Here is a 16,586-nt window from a genome sequence, read left to right on the forward strand (position 1 = left end):
CTACAGCTCCTGGCGATTCATGATGGGGGTGACCTCGGACGCACCGGCCAAGGTGCGCCGCGGCACCTTCCGGCGCGTGCTGGCCTTCGCCCGGCCCCACCGCGCGAAGCTCGTCGTGTTCCTCCTGCTCACGGTGATCTCCTCGGTCCTCGCCGTGTCGACCCCGCTGCTGGCCGGTCGCGTCGTCGACGCGATCGTCGGTGGGTCCGCGCCCTCGGTGGTGGTGTGGCTCGCGGTGGCCATCGCGCTCATCGCGGTGGTCGACGCCGGTCTGGGCGTGGTGGAGCGGTGGCAGTCCACGCGCATCGGTGAGGGCCTGATCTACGACCTGCGCCGGGCCGTGTTCGGCCATGTGCAGAAGATGCCGGTCGCGTTCTTCACCCGCACGCGCACCGGCGCGCTCGTCTCCCGGCTGAACAACGACGTGATCGGCGCCCAGCGCGCGTTCACCTCGACGCTGTCCGGGTTCGTCACCAACATCATCCAGCTGGTCCTGTCGCTGGGCGTGATGTTCACGCTGTCGTGGCAGGTCACCGCGCTGGCCCTGGTGCTGCTGCCGGTGTTCGTGCTGCCCGCCAAGCGGATGGGCCGGCGGATGGCGGACATGCAGCGCGAGGCCTCCACTCTCAACGCCTCGATGGTCACCCAGTCGACCGAGCGCTTCTCCGCTCCCGGCGCGACCCTGGTGAAGCTCTTCGGCCGCCCGGACCGCGAGGAGCAGGAGTTCTCCGACAAGGCCGCGAAGGTCCGCGACATCGGCATCCGCACCGCCATGGCCACCCGCTGGTTCATGACCGGGCTGACGCTCGTGTCCGCGCTCGCGCAGGCCCTGGTCTACGGCCTCGGCGGCTACCTGGCGCTGACCGGCCACCTGGCCGCGGGCACCGTGGTGTCGCTGGCGCTGCTGCTGACCCGCCTGTACGCCCCGCTGACGGCGCTGGCGAACGCCCGCGTCGACGTGATGACGGCGCTGGTGTCGTTCGAGCGGGTCTTCGAGGTGCTCGACCTGGAACCGATGATCCAGGAACGCCCCGGCGCGCGTGCGGTGCCGGACGGGCCGGTGTCGGTCGAGTTCGACGACGTGCGGTTCGGCTACCCGGCCGCCGCGAAGGTGTCGCTCGCCTCGCTGGAGTCGGTCGCCACCCTGGACACCCGCGGCGGCGAGGAGGTGCTGCACGGCGTCAGCTTCAAGGCGGAGGCCGGTCAGCTGGTCGCGGTCGTCGGCTCGTCCGGCGCGGGCAAGTCGACGCTGGCCTCCCTCGTACCCCGGCTCTACGACATCGACTCCGGGTCCGTGCGCCTGTCCGATGTGGACGTTCGCGACCTGAGCTTCGACTCGCTGCGCGGCACCGTGGGCGTCGTGACGCAGGACGGGCACCTGTTCCACGACACGATCCGCGCGAACCTGGAGTACGCGGCCCCCGGCGCGTCCGACGACGAGCTGTGGGACGCGCTGCGGCGGGCCCGCCTGGTCGAGCTGGTGGAGTCGCTGCCCGACCGGCTCGACACCGTCGTCGGCGAACGCGGCTACCGGTTGTCCGGCGGCGAACGCCAACGCCTGACCATCGCCCGCCTGCTGCTGGCCAAGCCGCGCGTCGTGATCCTCGACGAGGCCACCGCGCACCTGGACTCGGAGTCCGAGGCGGCGGTGCAGGCGGCGCTGACCGAGGCGTTGAAGGGCCGCACCGCGCTCGTGATCGCGCACCGGCTGTCGACCATCCGCAACGCCGACCAGATCCTGGTGCTGGAACACGGCGAGATCGTGGAGCGGGGGACGCACGCCCAGCTGATGCGAGCCGAGGGGCGGTACGCGGACCTGTACAACACGCAGTTCGCCGAGCCCCCGGTCGTCGGGGTGTACCCGACTCCGCAGTTCAGCGCCCACGCGGAGGCCACGTCCCCCTGACGGCACCCGCGCCACGGCGCTCGCGTCGTGGCGCCGTTGGTCGGCCGCCTTGACGGGGCTCCGCTGGCGCGGCGGCGCTCGTGTCGTCGCGCGACGAGCTGGCGTGAGCGCCGCGCGTGATGCCGCCGGGCGGCGCGTCGTCGCTCGCGAGCACCACGGGGGCGTACGCCCGACGCAACGCCTCGGTCACCACGGCGCTGCGCGCGCCGTCGCACGACGACCGGGCGGCCGCGGTCGTGCCCGAGGCGTCCCGCGTGGCGAGGCGTTGCGCGTCCGGTGCGCCGCCCGGTGCGCCGCACCTCGCCACGCGCCGGGCCGCACCTCGCCACCCGCCGGGCCTCGCCGCGCGCCGCGCGCCGCACCTCGCACCGCACCGCACCGCGCCTCGCCCCGCACCGCGCGCCGTACCTCGGCTCACGCCGCGCACCTCGCCGCACCACCCCACGCGCCGCGCCTCACTACGCGGCACGCGGGCACCAAGGAAACCGCCGCCGGGCTTCGCCGCGCACCTCGCACCGCACGCCACGCCTTGCCCCGCACCGCGCACCTCGCCGCGCCACCCCACGCGCCGCGCCTCACTGCGCGCCGCACGCGGCACGCGGGCACCAAGGAGACCACCGCCGCGCCCCTCAGCCTTCCGCCGGACCTACGAGCGTTCCGCCGAAACCTGCTCACCCCAGGCGAACCACCCCTCGGCATCACCTCTGGCGGACCACCCGCAGCATCACCCCCGGAGAAACGCGCCGGCCGCGTTCACCGCACTCTGCGACGACCCGGCCTTCTCGACGAACACCGCGAACGCCACGTTCCCCTGGTAGCCCACGAACCAGCCGTGCGCCGTACCGCCACCGGCCTCGGCCGTGCCGGTCTTGCCGGCCAGGCCGCGGAGACCGGCCAGTTGCTTCGCCGTGCCGCTGGTGACGACCTCGGACATCATCTGCCGCAGCGCGGGCAGTGCGGCGCGGGGCGGGGGCGCGCCGACGTCGCCCGGTACGCCGGTGCGGCCGCGCAGCAGGGTCGGGGTCGGGGTGCGGCCGGAGGCCACGGTGGCGGCGACCAGGGCCATGCCGAACGGGCTGGCCTCGACGTTGCCCTGGCCGAAGCTGTTCTCCACCTGCTGGTCGCCGGTGGCGGGCGGCACCTTGCCGGTGTTGGTGGTGGCGCCGGCCATGTCCCAGTCGGCGCCGAGGCCGAAGCGCTTGGCCATCGCGGGCAGGGCCTGCGGGCCGAGCTTCAGGCCGAGCTGGCCGAAGGTCGTGTTGCAGGACAGGGCGAACGCGGTGTGGAACGGCAGGGTCTCGTGACCGAAGCCGTCGTTGTTCACCGTGCGGGTGCCGATGGTGGCGCGCGCCGGGCACGGCACGGTGGTGCCGGGCTGCACCAGGCCGGCGTCCATCGCCGCGGCCGCGGTCACGATCTTCATCGTCGAGCCGGGGGCGTAGCGGCCGATGAACGGGTTGGTGCCGGCCAGCGCCTTGTTCTGCGCCACCGCGAGGACCTCGGTCGTGGCCGGGTCGAGTGCGACGATCGCGGCGCCCTGCGGCAGGGCGTCGACGGCGGCCTGCGCTGCGGCCTGGCGGGCCGGGTCGATCGTGACGGTGAGCTTCTCGCCCATCTCCGGCTTCTTGCCGTCGAGCGGCACGAACCCGGCGGGCGACTGGAGCCCGACCTCCCAGCCGTCGGTGCCCTTCAGGGCACCCGCGGCACCGGTGATCGTCGTGTACAGGCCCTCCGGCAGCGCACCCGGCACCAGCGGTTTGCCGTCGCGGCCCAGCAGTGCCCCGTCCGCGAGCGCGGCGCGGTAGACCAAGGAACCGCCCTCGGTGAGCTGCGGGTGGATGAGCGCGGGGGTCCAGTGGACCTTCCACGTGGTGCCCGCGCGCTGCAGGCTGATCTTGACCTCGTACTTCAGCACCGCCGAGTTCGGCAGCGACCACGTCACCGCGGCCGGAACCTCGGTCGTGGACGCGTCCTCCGCGACGGTGGGCGCGGTGAGCAGCCTGGCCTGGTAGGCCGAGGACCCCATGCCCGTCCTGGTCGCGGCGAACGCCTTGCCGGCCACGTCGGGTGCGTCCGTCAACGCGGCGGCGGCGGTCGAGTCGTTCGAGAACAGCCTGGTCGCGAACGACTGCGCCACCGAGCCCGGTGAGTCGACCACCGGCTTGGCCGGTGTCCCGCCCGGTCCGCTCGAACTGGCCGAACCGCCACCCCACAGCATGACGCCCGCCACGCCCACAACGGTGGCCGTGACGAGCGTTCCGCCGATCAACACGAGTCTGCGTGTCCTGCGTTCCACCGGTGAAGCTCCCCCCAGGTAGGTCTTTCCCCGGTGGGAGGCTAACGCGGCGATGTGGAGATCCTGTGGAAGTTCCCGTTGCTGTGCCAGCTTTTGGCCGTTAGGACGAGCACCGGCCGATAGGACTAGCCCAGCTGGGGAATCCGGGTCTGGTAGTGCCGCAGCATGTCGGCGTTGGCCGCGTCGCCGCCCTCGACGTTCGCGCTGCGCCACAACGGCAGCTGCACACCCGTCTCGGTCGCCTTGTCGAGCAGCCGCACCATCAGCAGGTTCCACAGGAACGCCGTCGCGATGGTCGACACCGCCGCCGTCACCGGTGCCTGCTCGGGGTAGGTGGAGTCACCGGGCGGCACCAGGTTGTCCAGCACGACGGTCGCGACCTCGGCCAGCGTCGTGCCCGCGCGGCGCGGGGCCTGGGAGCTCGCGGACACCGAAGTGACGGCCACGACCGGGCAGCCGGCCTCCGCCGCCTCCAGCGCCAGCTCCACCGGGTAGTGGTTGACGCCTGAGGTCGAGAACACGAACAGCACGTCGTGCGGCGCCAGACCGGCCTCCCGCAGCACCTCGCCCGCGAGCCCGGAGCGGCGTTCGGCGGCCGTGCTGCTGATCGCACCGTGCATCGGCAGCAGCTCGGGGTGGTAGATCGGGCGCACGCAGGCCAGGCCACCCGCGCGGTAGAAGGTCTCGGCGACCGCCGCCAGGGAGTGGCCGGCGCCGGCGGTGAGGATCGTGCCGTCGGCCTGCACTGCGGCGAGCACCAGCTCCGCCACGTCGTCCAGCGCGCTGGAGTTGTGCTGCTCGACGCGGGTCAGGTGCGTGCGCACGAAGGTGCCGTAGTCGGACCCGGTCACGGTGTCGGTCGTCATGCGGCCCAGTAGTACCCGATTGCCGGAGGCCTCACCAGTAACCCGAGCACCACAACTGCCGATACGCGCCATGAGGGCAGTCGGCGGCGGACGGGGGTGGGTCGGATCAGGCGGTACTTCGTCACCTGGGTCGTGCTGACCGCCGTGTTCACCGCCGCAGCCGCCACGCACATCACACTGGCGGTCACCTACGCCGAGCTGTGGCCGGTGTGGGTGGCGTTGGCGCAGCTCGTGGTCGCGGTCGGATGCGCGCGGGCCGCTGTCTGCGCACGGCCCTGAGAGCCGGTGCTCAGGTCCTCCGGCCGGTCCACGTCGGCGCCGTCCGCCACGTCCGAGCACTCGACGTGCCGCACGGAGGCCGACCTCAGGTACTCCCGGGCGCCCTGGTCGCCCGCCGCCGACGACATGACACCGGGGAAGTGGTCGCTGCCGATCAGCACCGGATGACCGATCTCGCCGTCGTACACCGCCCGCGCCAGCACGTCCGGAGCGGCGAGCGCCATCAGCCGGCGCAGTGCGGCGACCGTGACACCGGGGGTGTCCACCGGCAGCACCACCACGGCGTCCACCACGCCCACCGCGTGCAGGCCGGTGCGCAACGACGACCCCATGCCCGACTCCCAGCCGGGGTTGTCGACGACGGTCACCCCGGTCAGCGCCGCCCTCGCCCGCACCTCACCGGCCGCGGCACCCAGCACCACGACCACGGGAGCACAGCCCGCGGACCGCAGCGCCTCGGCCGCGATGTCGACGAAGAGCTTGCCGTGCACCGCAACGAGGGCCTTCGGGGTGCCGAACCGGCGGCCTGCCCCCGCGGCCAGCAGGAGCCCGGCGACGCGCATGCCCCGAACCTAGTCGGTGCGGCGGGCCGGTCGGAAGCCAAGCACCGTGCGCGACCGGGTGCCGAAGCGCTGCCGCAGCCGCTGACCAGCCAGAACAGCTTCCGCTTCCGGCAGTTGCCGCCAGCGGGGAGCAGGTTCAGCCGAGGTTCTCCAAGATCAGGCCGGACGCGGCCTCCGGGACCTCCTCGGGAATCCAGTGGCTGACGTCCTCGACCATCTCGAACCGGTACGCGCCCGTGCACCACTTCTCGGTCTCGAACGCCGCCACCGACCCGAACGCCACGTCCTCGGTGCTCCACACGTACATGGTCTTGACGCCGACCTTGTCCGCGACGCCGTCCGGCCTGCCCGCGCGGTACCAGTTGAGCGCCGCCGACAGCGCGCCCGGCTCGGAGAGGCGCTGGACGTACTCGTCGACGTGCGAGGGCCGCACGCGGTACTCGAACATCTGCCGCAGCGCGTGGGCGTTGTTGTCCAGCATCCGCCTCTCGGTGCTGCGCTCACGCCAGTCCAGCACGTACTGCGACCGCATCCGCTGTTCCTCGTCGGTCTGCAACGCGGTCCGCAGGGCGCCGGGGTGCGGGGTGGAGAACACGGTGAGCGTGCGCAGCCGGTCCGGGTGCTCGATCGCCGTCCACCACGCGACCGCGCCACCCCAGTCGTGGCCGACCAGGTCGACCGTGCCCCAGCCCAGCGCGTCGGCCATCGCCAGCACGTCCCCGACCAGGTGCGTCGTCGTGTACTCCTGGTACCGCTCCGGCCGCACGCCGGGGGAGTAGCCGCGCTGGTCGGGCGCGACGGCGCGGAAGCCGTTGGCGCCCAGGACCGCGACCTGGTGCTCCCACTCGATCGCGGCCTCGGGGAAGCCGTGCAGGAGCAGCACCGGGCGGCCGTCCTCCGGACCGGCCGCGATCGCGTCGAAGGTGCCCGCCTCGGTGGGGATGCTGAGGTGCTCGATCACGGGTGCGAACCCTACCTGTGTGACCTGGATCTCAAGATCCGAGCCGAACGGGGCCGTGTGCCGAAGGCCTGGTGTGCATCCGCAAGTCGACGTGGCGAAACCATCGGGCAGAACGAATGCCGTCGTGCTCGTGTTGCACGGCGGACGGGAGCGCAGCACCGAGCCGGTCCGCCGCCACAACCTCGCTCACCTGCGCATGGTCCCCTTGGCCAGGGCCCTGCGCGCGCCGGGCGTCGAGGTGTGGAACCTGCGCTACCGGATGCGCGGCTGGAACGCGCCGAGCCTCGACCCGGTCAGGGACGCCCGGTGGGCGCTCGACCGGATCGGCGAGCTGCACCCCGGCGCACCGGTCGTGCTCGTCGGGCACTCCATGGGCGGCCGGACCGCGTTGCGCGTCGCCGGCGACCCGAGCGTCGTGGCGGTGTGCGCGCTCGCACCGTGGATCGTGCCGGGGGAGCCCTTCGACCAGCTCAGGGGCAAGGCGCTGCTCATCGCGCACGGCGACCGGGAGCGGATGACCGACCCGGCGAAGTCGCTGGCGTACGCGCGGCAGGCGAAGACCGTGACCGACCGGGTCGCGCGGTTCACCGTCGAGGGCGGCGACCACGCCATGCTGCGCCGGGCCCGCGACTGGACCCGGCTCACCGTCGACTTCGTCCACGGTGAGCTCGGCCTCGAACCGGTGGCAGCGGACATCGCGAACGCGATGCGGGAAGCCTCCCCGCGAGGCCTCGACGTCCCCCTGGGAGGGTCGCGTGGCTGAAGTTGCCGTCATCGGAGCCGGGGTCGCCGGGCTCACGGCCGCGTACGTGCTGCAACGCGCGCACGACGTCACGCTCTTCGAGGCCGACGACCGGCTCGGCGGGCACGCGCACACCCACGACCTGGACGGCGTCCACGTCGACAGCGGGTTCATCGTCCACAACGAACGCACCTACCCGAACCTGGTCAGGCTGTTCCGCGAGCTCGGCGTGCCCACCCAGGACTCCGAGATGTCCATGAGCGTGCGCTGCGACGGCTGCGGGCTGGAGTACGCCGGGGCGAAGAAGCTGCCGGGCCTGTTCGCGAAGCGCTCCAGCGCCACCAACGTCCGGTACGTGCGCATGCTCGCCGAGGTCACCCGCTTCTACCGGCACGCCCAGCGCGTCCTGCGCAACGAGGAGGCGCACGACGTCACGCTCGGTGCGTTCCTCGCGATCGGCGGCTACTCCCGCTACTTCGTCGACCACTTCATCGTCCCGCTGGTCAGCGCCGTGTGGTCGGCCGGCGCCGCGCTCAGCACGGAGTACCCGGCCTGGTACCTGTTCGAGTTCCTCGCCAACCACGGCATGCTCGCCGTCGGCGGCACCCCGCAGTGGAAGACCGTGACCGGCGGCTCCCGCACCTACGTCGACCGCGCGGTGCAAGGCCTCAGCGCCGTCCACGTGGGCACCCCGGTCCGCGCGGTCATCCGCACCGGCGGCGGCGTGGAGATCCGCGACGAGGACGACGTGCTGCACACCGCCGACCACGTCGTCGTCGCCACGCACCCCGACCAGGCGCTCGGCCTGCTCGCCAACCCCACGCGTGAGGAGAAGGAGGTGCTGGGCGCCTTCCGCTACTCCCGCAACGAGACCTGGCTGCACACCGACGCGTCGGTCCTGCCGCGCACCCGCGGCGCGCGGGCGTCGTGGAACCTCTACAAACGGGCCTGCCGCGAGGACGGCGACCAAGTGCTCGTCAGCTACCACATGAACCGGCTGATGCGGCTGCGGGAACCGCGCGAGTACGTCGTCACCCTCAACCCGCACGACGTCGACCCCGGCCGGGTGCTCGCCAGGATGACCTACGAGCATCCCGTCTACACGCCCGGCTCCGTTGCCGCGCAACGACGTCTGCCCGAGCTCAACACCGGCACCACCGCGTACGCGGGTGCCTACCACGGCTGGGGCTTCCACGAGGACGGCTGTGCGTCCGGCGTGCGCGCCGCCCGGCACTTCGGGGTGGACTGGTGATCTATGACGTCGTCATCACGCACACCCGCCGCGAGCTGATCGACCGGGCGTTCCGCCACCGCGCCTACCTGTGGCTCGTCGACCTCGACGGGATGCCGCGGCTGCCGTGGTGGGCGCGGCCGTTCGCCCGGTTCGAGGCGCGCGACCACCTCGGGTCACCGGACCGGTCCATCAGGGAGAACCTGGAGGAGTGGCTCGGTGAACGCGGGATCGAGCTGGGCGGCGGCCGGGTCCTGATGCTCGCCAACGCCCGCGTGCTGGGGTACGTGTTCAACCCGCTGTCCGTTTATTGGTGCCACAACGCCGATGGCGAGCTCGTGTGTGTGGTGGCGGAGGTCCACAACACGTACGGCGGACGGCACTGCTACCTGCTCCGCACCGATGAGCACGGCCGCGCGTCGGTGGACAAGGAGTTCTACGTCTCCCCGTTCCTCGGCGTCGACGGCCACTACGTGATGAGGCTGCCGGCACCGGGGGAGCGGCTGTCCGTGACCATCGCGTTGCGGCAGAACGGGAAGACCACCTTCAGCGCCACCATGCGCGGGACCCGCACCTCCGGGCTGCGGATGCTCCTGCGCCGGCCGTTGATGCCCCAGCGCGTCTCCGCGCTGATCCGCCGCCATGGCATCGCCCTGTACCTGCGGCGCCTGCCGATCGTTCCCAGGAGTGAGTAGATGAGCACGCTGTCCCTGCCCCTTCCGAACCAGGGCGTCTGGCCGGGCCTGTTCACCGCACCGCGTTCACCCCTGCGCGCGCGCCTCGCCGAGTCGCTGTTCCGCAACGCCGTGCGCACCCTGCCGGTGACCGTGCGGTTCCCGGACGGACGGACGTGGGGCGCGGGCGGGCCGGTCATGCGGCTGGTGCGGCCCGCGGCGTTCTTCCACCGCCTCGGCGCCGACGCCAAGATCGGCTTCGGCGAGGCCTACATGGTGGGCGACTGGGAGTCCGACGAGCTCGCGGACGTGCTCACCGCGTTCGCCGCGCGGCTGTCCACGCTCATCCCGCCCGGCCTGCAGCGGCTGCGGCGGTGGGCGGAGCGGCGGCAGACCGAGGTCAACGACATCGCGGGCTCGCGGCAGAACATCCACCGCCACTACGACCTGTCCAACGACCTGTTCGAGCGGTTCCTGGACGAGACGATGACCTACTCGTCGGCGTTGTTCGACGGCGACCGCGGCCTCGACCTGCACGCCGCCCAGCTGCGCAAGATCGACGGCGTCCTCGACTACGCGGGCGTGCGGGCGGGGTCGCGGGTGCTGGAGATCGGCACCGGCTGGGGCGCGCTCGCCATCAGGGCCGCCCGGCGCGGTGCCACCGTCACCTCGCTGACCATCTCCGCCGAGCAGCGCAAGCTGGCGCTGGAGCGGGTGGCGGCCGCGGGCCTGCGCGACCGGGTGGCGGTGCACCTGCGCGACTACCGGGAGGAGCACGGGCGGTACGACGCCGTCGTCAGCGTCGAGATGATCGAGGCGGTCGGCGCCGAGTACTGGCCCGACTACTTCTCGGTGCTCGACCGGGTGCTCGCCCCCGGCGGCCGGGTGGGGCTGCAGGCGATCACCATGCCGCACGACCGGATGATCGCGAGCAAGGCCAGCTACACCTGGATCCACAAGTACATCTTCCCCGGCGGGCTCATCCCGTCGGTGCGCTCGGTCGAGGAGTCGGTGCGCGACCACACCCGCTTGAAGATCACCGAGATGCGCTCGTTCGGCGACGACTACGCCGAGACGCTGCGGCGGTGGCGCGAGAGCTTCCTGGGCCGCTGGGACGAGATCTCCGGTCTCGGCTTCGACGACACGTTCCGCCGGATGTGGGAGTTCTACCTGGCCTACTCGGAGGCCGGGTTCCGGGTCGGCCACCTCGGCGTGCAGCAGTTCGCCATGGCCGAACGACTGGGCCATTAGGACCACGTTCTCCCTCAAAAGGGTGCTGCTTCGCCCACCTGAGGGGACTTCGTGGTCCTCTTGCACGCAGGCGGTATCAAATGGCTCGCTGCGCTCTCTTCTCCAGTGAAGCCCCTAGTGTCGCTGTAGTGGAGGAGGTCGCCGGGATGGTTCAGCCCACAGCCGTGCGGTCCGGTGGCGGTGTCGGCGTCCTCTCAGTCGAAGAGGTCTGGACCGCGCCAACGGTCCCCGTGCGCCGCCGGGCGCGCCAGGAACCGGTCTCCAACCAGTGGCTCGCCGAAGCCGAGTTCACCGACCTCGTCGACGCCGCCCTGGCAGGAGAGAGACGGGCGGTCGAGCACCTGCTCGGCCGCATCCAGCCGCTCATCGTGCGCTACTGCCGCGCCCGCGTGGGCGGCCGGGAACGCACGCTCGTCTCGGCGGAGGACATCGCGCAGGAGGTCTGCGTCGCCGTCCTCGGCGCCCTGTCGAAGTACCGCTACGAGCCCGGCTCGTTCCTGGCCTTCGTCTACGGCATCGCCGCCCACAAGGTCGCCGACGCCCGCCGCCGCGCGGTCCGCAACCGCGCCGAGGTCGTGCCCGAGCTGCCCGACTGCGCCTCCGACGAGGCCGGCCCCGAGCAGCACGCGGTCAACGGCGAGATGATGGCCCAGGTCACGCGGCTGCTGCACCGGCTGCCGCCCCGCCAGCGCGAGATCCTCGTGCTGCGGGTGGCGGTGGGCCTGTCCGCCGAGGAGGTCGCGCTGGCCGTGTCGTCGACGCCGGGTGCGGTGCGGGTCGCCCAGCACCGCGCGCTGACCAGGATGCGGGAGATGATCGCGGAGGAGACGGGCTGAGGTCCGCGGCGTCCTCCTGAGCGCGGCCCCGCGTGGAATTGTCGGTGTCGGGTGGCATCGTGGACCACATGGCGGAACCCGACTTCGACGTGCTCCTCACCGGGACGGTCTTCCTCGACATCATCTTCACCGGCCTGCCGCGGCCACCGGCGGCGGGCACCGAGGTGTGGGCGGACGGGCTCGGGTCGTGCCCCGGCGGGATCGCGAACCTCGCCGTCGCGTTGCGCAGGCTGGAGCTGAGGACCGCGCTGGCGGCCGCGTTCGGCGAGGACGCCTACGGCGACTTCTGCTGGGACGTGCTGGCCGAGCAGGAGGGCGTCGACCTCTCCTACTGCCGCCGGTTCTACGGATGGCATTCACCGGTGACGGTGTCGATGGCGATGGAGCACGACCGTTCGATGGTCACGCACGGGCACAAGGCACCCGTTGTCGCCGATGACCTGTTTTCGCCGCCGCCGTCGGCAAAAGCCTGTTTTGTGCACATTCAGGCGGAAGACGAACAATGGGTGCGCACGGCGAAGCAGAACGGCGCGAAGCTGTTCGCCGACATCGGCTGGGACCGCACCGGGGCGTGGTCGCCGGAGCTGCTGCGCCGTCTTGACGGATTTGACGTCTTCCTCCCGAACCACGTGGAGGCGCAGGGCTACACGCGCACCGACACGCCGGAGGCCGCCGCGCGCGCGTTGGCCGAGCACGTGCCCGTGGTGGTTGTCACACGCGGGGGAGGCGGAGCGGTCGCCGTCGACAGCTCCACCGGGGAATGCGTGGAGGTGCCGGGGCTGAACGTGGCGCCGCTGGACGCGACCGGAGCCGGTGACGTGTTTGGGGCGGGGTTCGTGATGGGCACACTCGCGGGGTGGCCGCTGGAGCACCGCGTGCGTTTCGCGAACCTGTGCGCGGCGCTGTCCGTGCAGCACTTCGGCGGTTCGCTGTCGGCACCGGGCTGGGGAGACATCGCCGTCTGGTGGCGCACCGTGAGCCGGCGACCCGACGAAGAGCTCGCCCGCTACGGGTTCCTCGACGACCTGCTGCCCCACCACACGGGGGTCGAGGTCCGGCGCGCCAGCCCGACGATCGGACTGCGGTTGCTCCGGTAGGTTGAAACCAGTCGATCAGCGGACGCAACCTCACGGGTCTCCCGCGCGACTTAATACGTAGAGCTTTCTCTGGGGTTCGGTTCGGAAGGAGTTGCGGTTTGTTCGCCGCACGCGCGTCAGGCTTGGTCAAGTTGATGGGGTTGTGCCTGACGGCGGGCGTGCTCCTGGCAGCGATGGTGTTCCCGTTCGCAGGAGGGCTGGGGCTCGCGTCGAACCGCGCCGCCGACCAGGTCGACCAGACGTCGGGTGACCTCGCCAAGGGGGAGCTGCCGCTCGTCACCACCATCACGGACATGAACGGCGAGCCGATCGCCTACCTGTACGACCAGTACCGGATCCCGCTGGAGTCGAACCAGATCTCCGACACGATGAAGGCCGCGATCCTCGCGATCGAGGACAAGCGGTTCTTCGAGCACCGCGGCGTCGACTGGCAGGGCATCGCCCGTGCCGCTGCCAAGGCCGGTGTGGACGGTGGCGCGACCCAGGGCGCCTCGACGCTGACGCAGCAGTACGTCAAGAACTACATGGCGTTCGTGCTCGGCGCCGACAACGAGCAGGAGGCCTGGGAGAAGGCCACCGAGGCGACCGTCGGCCGCAAGCTGCGCGAGGCGCGTGTCGCGTTGCAGCTCGAGCAGCAGATGTCCAAGGACGAGATCCTCGCCGGCTACCTGAACATCGTGCCGCTGGGCAACCAGACCTACGGTGTCGGTGCCGCCGCCAAGGCGTACTTCAAGACGACCGCCGACAAGCTGACCGTCCCGCAGGCGGCGCTGCTCGCCGCCATCGCGAACCGCCCGTCGTCGCTGAACCCCGGCGCGAACCCGGAGAAGGCCCTCGAACGCCGCAACACGGTGATCGACAAGATGCGCGAGAACGGCGCGTTCGGCCAGGACGAGACCGAGGCGAAGAAGAAGGCCGACGAGTACAAGGCCGAGCCGCTGGGCGTGACCGACGACCTGCAGATCCTGCCCAAGGGCTGCGTCGGCGCCGGTGACGGCCCGATCTACGGCTTCTTCTGCTCCTACCTGCTCGACTACCTGCAGGACGCGGGCATCACGAAGGCGCAGCTGCAGCGCGGCGGCCTCACGATCAAGACGACGATGGACCCGAAGGCCACGAAGGCGGCCAAGACGGCCGCCGAGCAGCAGGTGCCGAAGATGCAGAACGGCATCGCGAACGTCATGTCCGTGGTCCAGCCCGGCAAGGACAAGCACCGCGTCCGCGCCCTCGTCGCCTCCCGCGACTACGGCAACAACGCCGACCTGGGCCAGGTCGCCCGCCCCGTGCCCGCCGAGGTGCTCCCGTTCGGCCCCGGCTCGGTCAACAAGGTCTTCACCGCCGCCGCGGCGCTCGAGCAGGGCGTGACGGGCATCGACCGCGAGATCCCGGTCCCGAAGGTCCACTACTCCCGCGTGTACCCCAACGGCGGTTCGGCGTGGAAGGTCGAGAACGCGGGCAGCGGCTACGCGGAGAAGATGTCGCTGACCCAGGCGCTCGCCACGTCGCCGAACACCGGCTTCGTGATCCTGCAGGAGAAGACCGGCCTCGACCGCGTCGTCGACATGGGCTACCGCCTCGGCATGCGCGAGACCCTCGCCACCCACAACCGCGGCGCCGAGCCCCTGAAGTCCGACGGCTCCAACGGCCCCTCCCAGGGCGACTGGACCAAGCAGAACAACGCCGGCTCCTACACCCTCGGCCCCGGCGCGACCAGCGTCCTGGAACTGGCGAACGTCGCCGCCACCATCGTCTCGAACGGCAGCTGGTGCCCGCCCACCCCGGTGGAGCAGGTCCTGGACCGCCACGGCAACCCCATGCCGCTGAAGGAGAAGCCCTGCGAGCAGGCCGTCACCCCTGACCTCGCCAACTCGCTGGCCCAGGGCCTGTCCCACGACACGGTCGGCTCCGGTACCGCCGCTGACGCCGCCCGCGCCGCCGGCTGGACCCGCCCGACGATCGGCAAGACCGGCACCACCGAGGAGCACAAGTCGGTCGCCTTCATGGCCGCCACCCCGCAGTACGCGGGCGCCGTCATGACCTACGCCGACGGCAACCGCCCCGAGGTCATCTGCGCGAACCCGATCCGCTTCTGCCCCGGCTCCAACTCGGGCGTCTACGGCGGCCAGGTGGCCGCACCGACCTGGTTCAACGCGATGAAGGTGATCCACGAGGGCCTGGACCCGGCCCCGCTCCCCCCGGCGGCGGCACGTTACAAGTAGCTCCTTCCGCTTTCTTCGGGCCGTCGGACGCGTGATGCGTCCGGCGGCCCTTTGCGTTGCGCCGGTGGGTGGGGGTTGCACCCGTCCTCGGTTCGCTGAGGGAAGAGGGGAGGGGTGGGCGGCGAGGGCTGGGCTCGCGCCTCTGCAGGAGCTTCGGCGCATGGGTGCCAGGTGCCAGGTGCCAGGTGGCGGGTGGCGGGTGGCGGACGATCGCGTCCGTGGCGTCCGTCTTGCTCGGCTGATGCCGTCAGGCACGCTCGCGCAGGGGTCCCCTCGCGTTTCGGGTCCCCCGCGACCCAACGTACGCGCGGGGTCTGACAGTTTCGCGAGGTCGGCGCCGCGATCGTCGCGAAGCGCGACAAGCGGGGGTTTCCGGTCGCGTACGGCTGGCGGACCCCTCACACCACCCCGTCGGCCTTTCTCGATAAAGCGACTGACCAGTACAAACACCGAAGAACGGCATTGGTCTAGTGGTCGTTATCAACCGCTGACCTCACTCGACTACTCAAAGTAGTCATGAGTGGGCTCCGTCACCCAAATAACCACATCGCTTGCTTCCGGCGATAACGCGAGGTTACGTTCCCTGCCGCATGTCACGGTTCGATAACCGCCAGGACACGGACCCACCCCCGAAGGGGTCCAGTCCACCGCGCGCCATCCGGGTCCCCGAAACCCCGGCGCGCACAGCAGGCGGATCGGACTCCCCCCGAGTGTGCATGGAGGCAGTTTTGGCACGGCATCGTGCGAAGGGTCCGTTGATCGACGTGATCGGCAGAGTGGACCTGGACCGCAAGAAGGCCGTCACGGCGGTCGTCGCCGCAGGTGCCCTCGTCGGCGCCGGCTTCACCCAGGCGATGGCCACGGTCACCCCCGTCGACCGGATCGTTCCCGTTGCCGCCACGTCCGAGTTGGCGGCGGCGATGACCCAGCAGCAGCACCAGCCAGGAGCGGTGGAGACGGTGCACGCCGTCGACACCGCCGTGGAGACGCGCCACCTGTTGCAGGCCGAGCAGCTCCAGGTGCAGTTCAACGTCCGCGAGGCCATGAAGGCCGCGGAGGGTGCGTACGCGCAGCGGCAGGAGGCCATCAGGGCCGAGGCGGCACGCGTGGCGGCCGAGGCGGCGCGTGAGGCGGCGCGCAAGGCGGCGGAGGAAGAGGCCCGCAGGCCCAAGGCGGTCAAGCCGGCGCAGGGGTCGTTCACCTCGGGCTTCGGTGCCCGGTGGGGGACCAGTCACAACGGCGTCGACATCGCCAACGCCATCGGCACGCCGATCCTGTCCGTCCTGGACGGCACGGTGGTCGAGGCCGGACCCGCCAGCGGGTTCGGGCTGTGGGTGCGGGTGCAGCACGCGGACGGCACCATCACCGTCTACGGGCACGTCAACACCATCGACGTCGCGCAGGGTGCCGTGGTGAAGGCCGGGCAGCAGATCGCGACCATGGGCAACCGCGGTCAGTCGACCGGGCCGCACCTGCACTTCGAGGTGTGGGTCGACGGGTCGCAGAAGATCAACCCGGTGGGCTGGCTGGCGGCGCGGGGCATCTCGCTCTGAGCGCGGCCGGACGCCGAGGTGGTTCACGCCGGTAGGCCCGATCGGCTCAACGGCGAGGAGTTCGCGGTCACGCAGGGCGACGTCACCTGGCCGTGCGTGACCGCGGAGGTGG

General features: G+C 71.5%; 13 protein-coding genes. 9 read left to right on the forward strand and 4 right to left on the reverse strand.

Annotation, left to right across the window (positions count from 1 at the left end):
- Window positions 1–19 precede the first annotated feature (19 nt).
- A complete protein-coding gene (locus AB0A63_RS26410; RefSeq protein ID WP_360396483.1) occupies window positions 20–1,906 on the forward strand; it encodes an ABC transporter ATP-binding protein in 1,887 nt (628 codons plus the stop codon).
- 724 nt (window positions 1,907–2,630) lie between these two features.
- Here the strand turns inward: AB0A63_RS26410 and AB0A63_RS26415 are convergent.
- The 4 genes from AB0A63_RS26415 to AB0A63_RS26430 all read right to left on the reverse strand — a co-directional run bounded on the left by AB0A63_RS26415 (window position 2,631) and on the right by AB0A63_RS26430 (window position 6,871).
- On the reverse strand, window positions 2,631–4,202 hold the full coding sequence (locus AB0A63_RS26415; protein WP_360396101.1) for a penicillin-binding transpeptidase domain-containing protein: 1,572 nt from the start codon (window positions 4,200–4,202) through the stop codon (window positions 2,631–2,633).
- Between the two features lie 125 nt (window positions 4,203–4,327).
- Complete coding sequence (locus tag AB0A63_RS26420; RefSeq protein WP_360396103.1) at window positions 4,328–5,068, reverse strand: SIS domain-containing protein; 741 nt, start codon at window positions 5,066–5,068, stop codon at window positions 4,328–4,330.
- 188 nt (window positions 5,069–5,256) lie between these two features.
- Window positions 5,257–5,910 carry a nucleotidyltransferase family protein gene (locus AB0A63_RS26425; protein WP_360396105.1) on the reverse strand — a complete coding sequence of 218 codons (654 nt, stop codon included), beginning with the start codon at window positions 5,908–5,910 and terminating at the stop codon, window positions 5,257–5,259.
- Between the two features lie 136 nt (window positions 5,911–6,046).
- Window positions 6,047–6,871 (reverse strand): alpha/beta hydrolase, encoded by an 825-nt coding sequence (locus AB0A63_RS26430; RefSeq protein WP_360396106.1) that lies wholly within the window; start codon window positions 6,869–6,871, stop codon window positions 6,047–6,049.
- A 73-nt stretch (window positions 6,872–6,944) separates the two neighbouring features.
- Between AB0A63_RS26430 and AB0A63_RS26435 the strand changes: the two genes are divergently transcribed.
- From AB0A63_RS26435 to AB0A63_RS26470, 8 genes are all read left to right on the forward strand, one after another.
- Window positions 6,945–7,634 (forward strand): alpha/beta fold hydrolase, encoded by a 690-nt coding sequence (locus AB0A63_RS26435; protein WP_360396108.1) that lies wholly within the window; start codon window positions 6,945–6,947, stop codon window positions 7,632–7,634.
- Window positions 7,627–8,865, forward strand: a complete 1,239-nt coding sequence (locus AB0A63_RS26440) for an FAD-dependent oxidoreductase (RefSeq protein WP_360396109.1) — start codon at window positions 7,627–7,629, stop codon at window positions 8,863–8,865. Before AB0A63_RS26435 ends, AB0A63_RS26440 begins: the two co-directional genes overlap by 8 nt.
- The gene (locus tag AB0A63_RS26445; RefSeq protein ID WP_360396111.1) at window positions 8,862–9,539 is read left to right on the forward strand and encodes a DUF1365 domain-containing protein; all 678 of its coding nucleotides are present in this window, start codon (window positions 8,862–8,864) and stop codon (window positions 9,537–9,539) included. The genes AB0A63_RS26440 and AB0A63_RS26445 overlap by 4 nt, the downstream gene beginning before the upstream one ends.
- Window positions 9,540–10,769, forward strand: a complete 1,230-nt coding sequence (locus tag AB0A63_RS26450; protein ID WP_360396113.1) for a cyclopropane-fatty-acyl-phospholipid synthase family protein — start codon at window positions 9,540–9,542, stop codon at window positions 10,767–10,769.
- A gap of 146 nt (window positions 10,770–10,915) precedes the next feature.
- Window positions 10,916–11,605, forward strand: coding sequence for an RNA polymerase sigma factor ShbA (gene shbA / locus AB0A63_RS26455; RefSeq protein ID WP_360396115.1), 690 nt, complete (start codon window positions 10,916–10,918; stop codon window positions 11,603–11,605).
- A 68-nt stretch (window positions 11,606–11,673) separates the two neighbouring features.
- The gene (locus AB0A63_RS26460) at window positions 11,674–12,702 is read left to right on the forward strand and encodes a PfkB family carbohydrate kinase (protein ID WP_360396117.1); all 1,029 of its coding nucleotides are present in this window, start codon (window positions 11,674–11,676) and stop codon (window positions 12,700–12,702) included.
- Between the two features lie 134 nt (window positions 12,703–12,836).
- Entirely contained in the window at window positions 12,837–14,921 is a 2,085-nt protein-coding gene (locus tag AB0A63_RS26465) for a transglycosylase domain-containing protein (protein WP_360396118.1), read from the forward strand.
- Window positions 14,922–15,685: 764 nt separating this feature from the next.
- Window positions 15,686–16,474 (forward strand): M23 family metallopeptidase, encoded by a 789-nt coding sequence (locus tag AB0A63_RS26470; RefSeq protein WP_360396120.1) that lies wholly within the window; start codon window positions 15,686–15,688, stop codon window positions 16,472–16,474.
- The last annotated feature ends 112 nt before the right edge of the window (window positions 16,475–16,586 follow it).

This window comes from Lentzea sp. NPDC042327 (genome assembly GCF_040647275.1).
Lineage (GTDB): Bacteria > Actinomycetota > Actinomycetes > Mycobacteriales > Pseudonocardiaceae > Lentzea.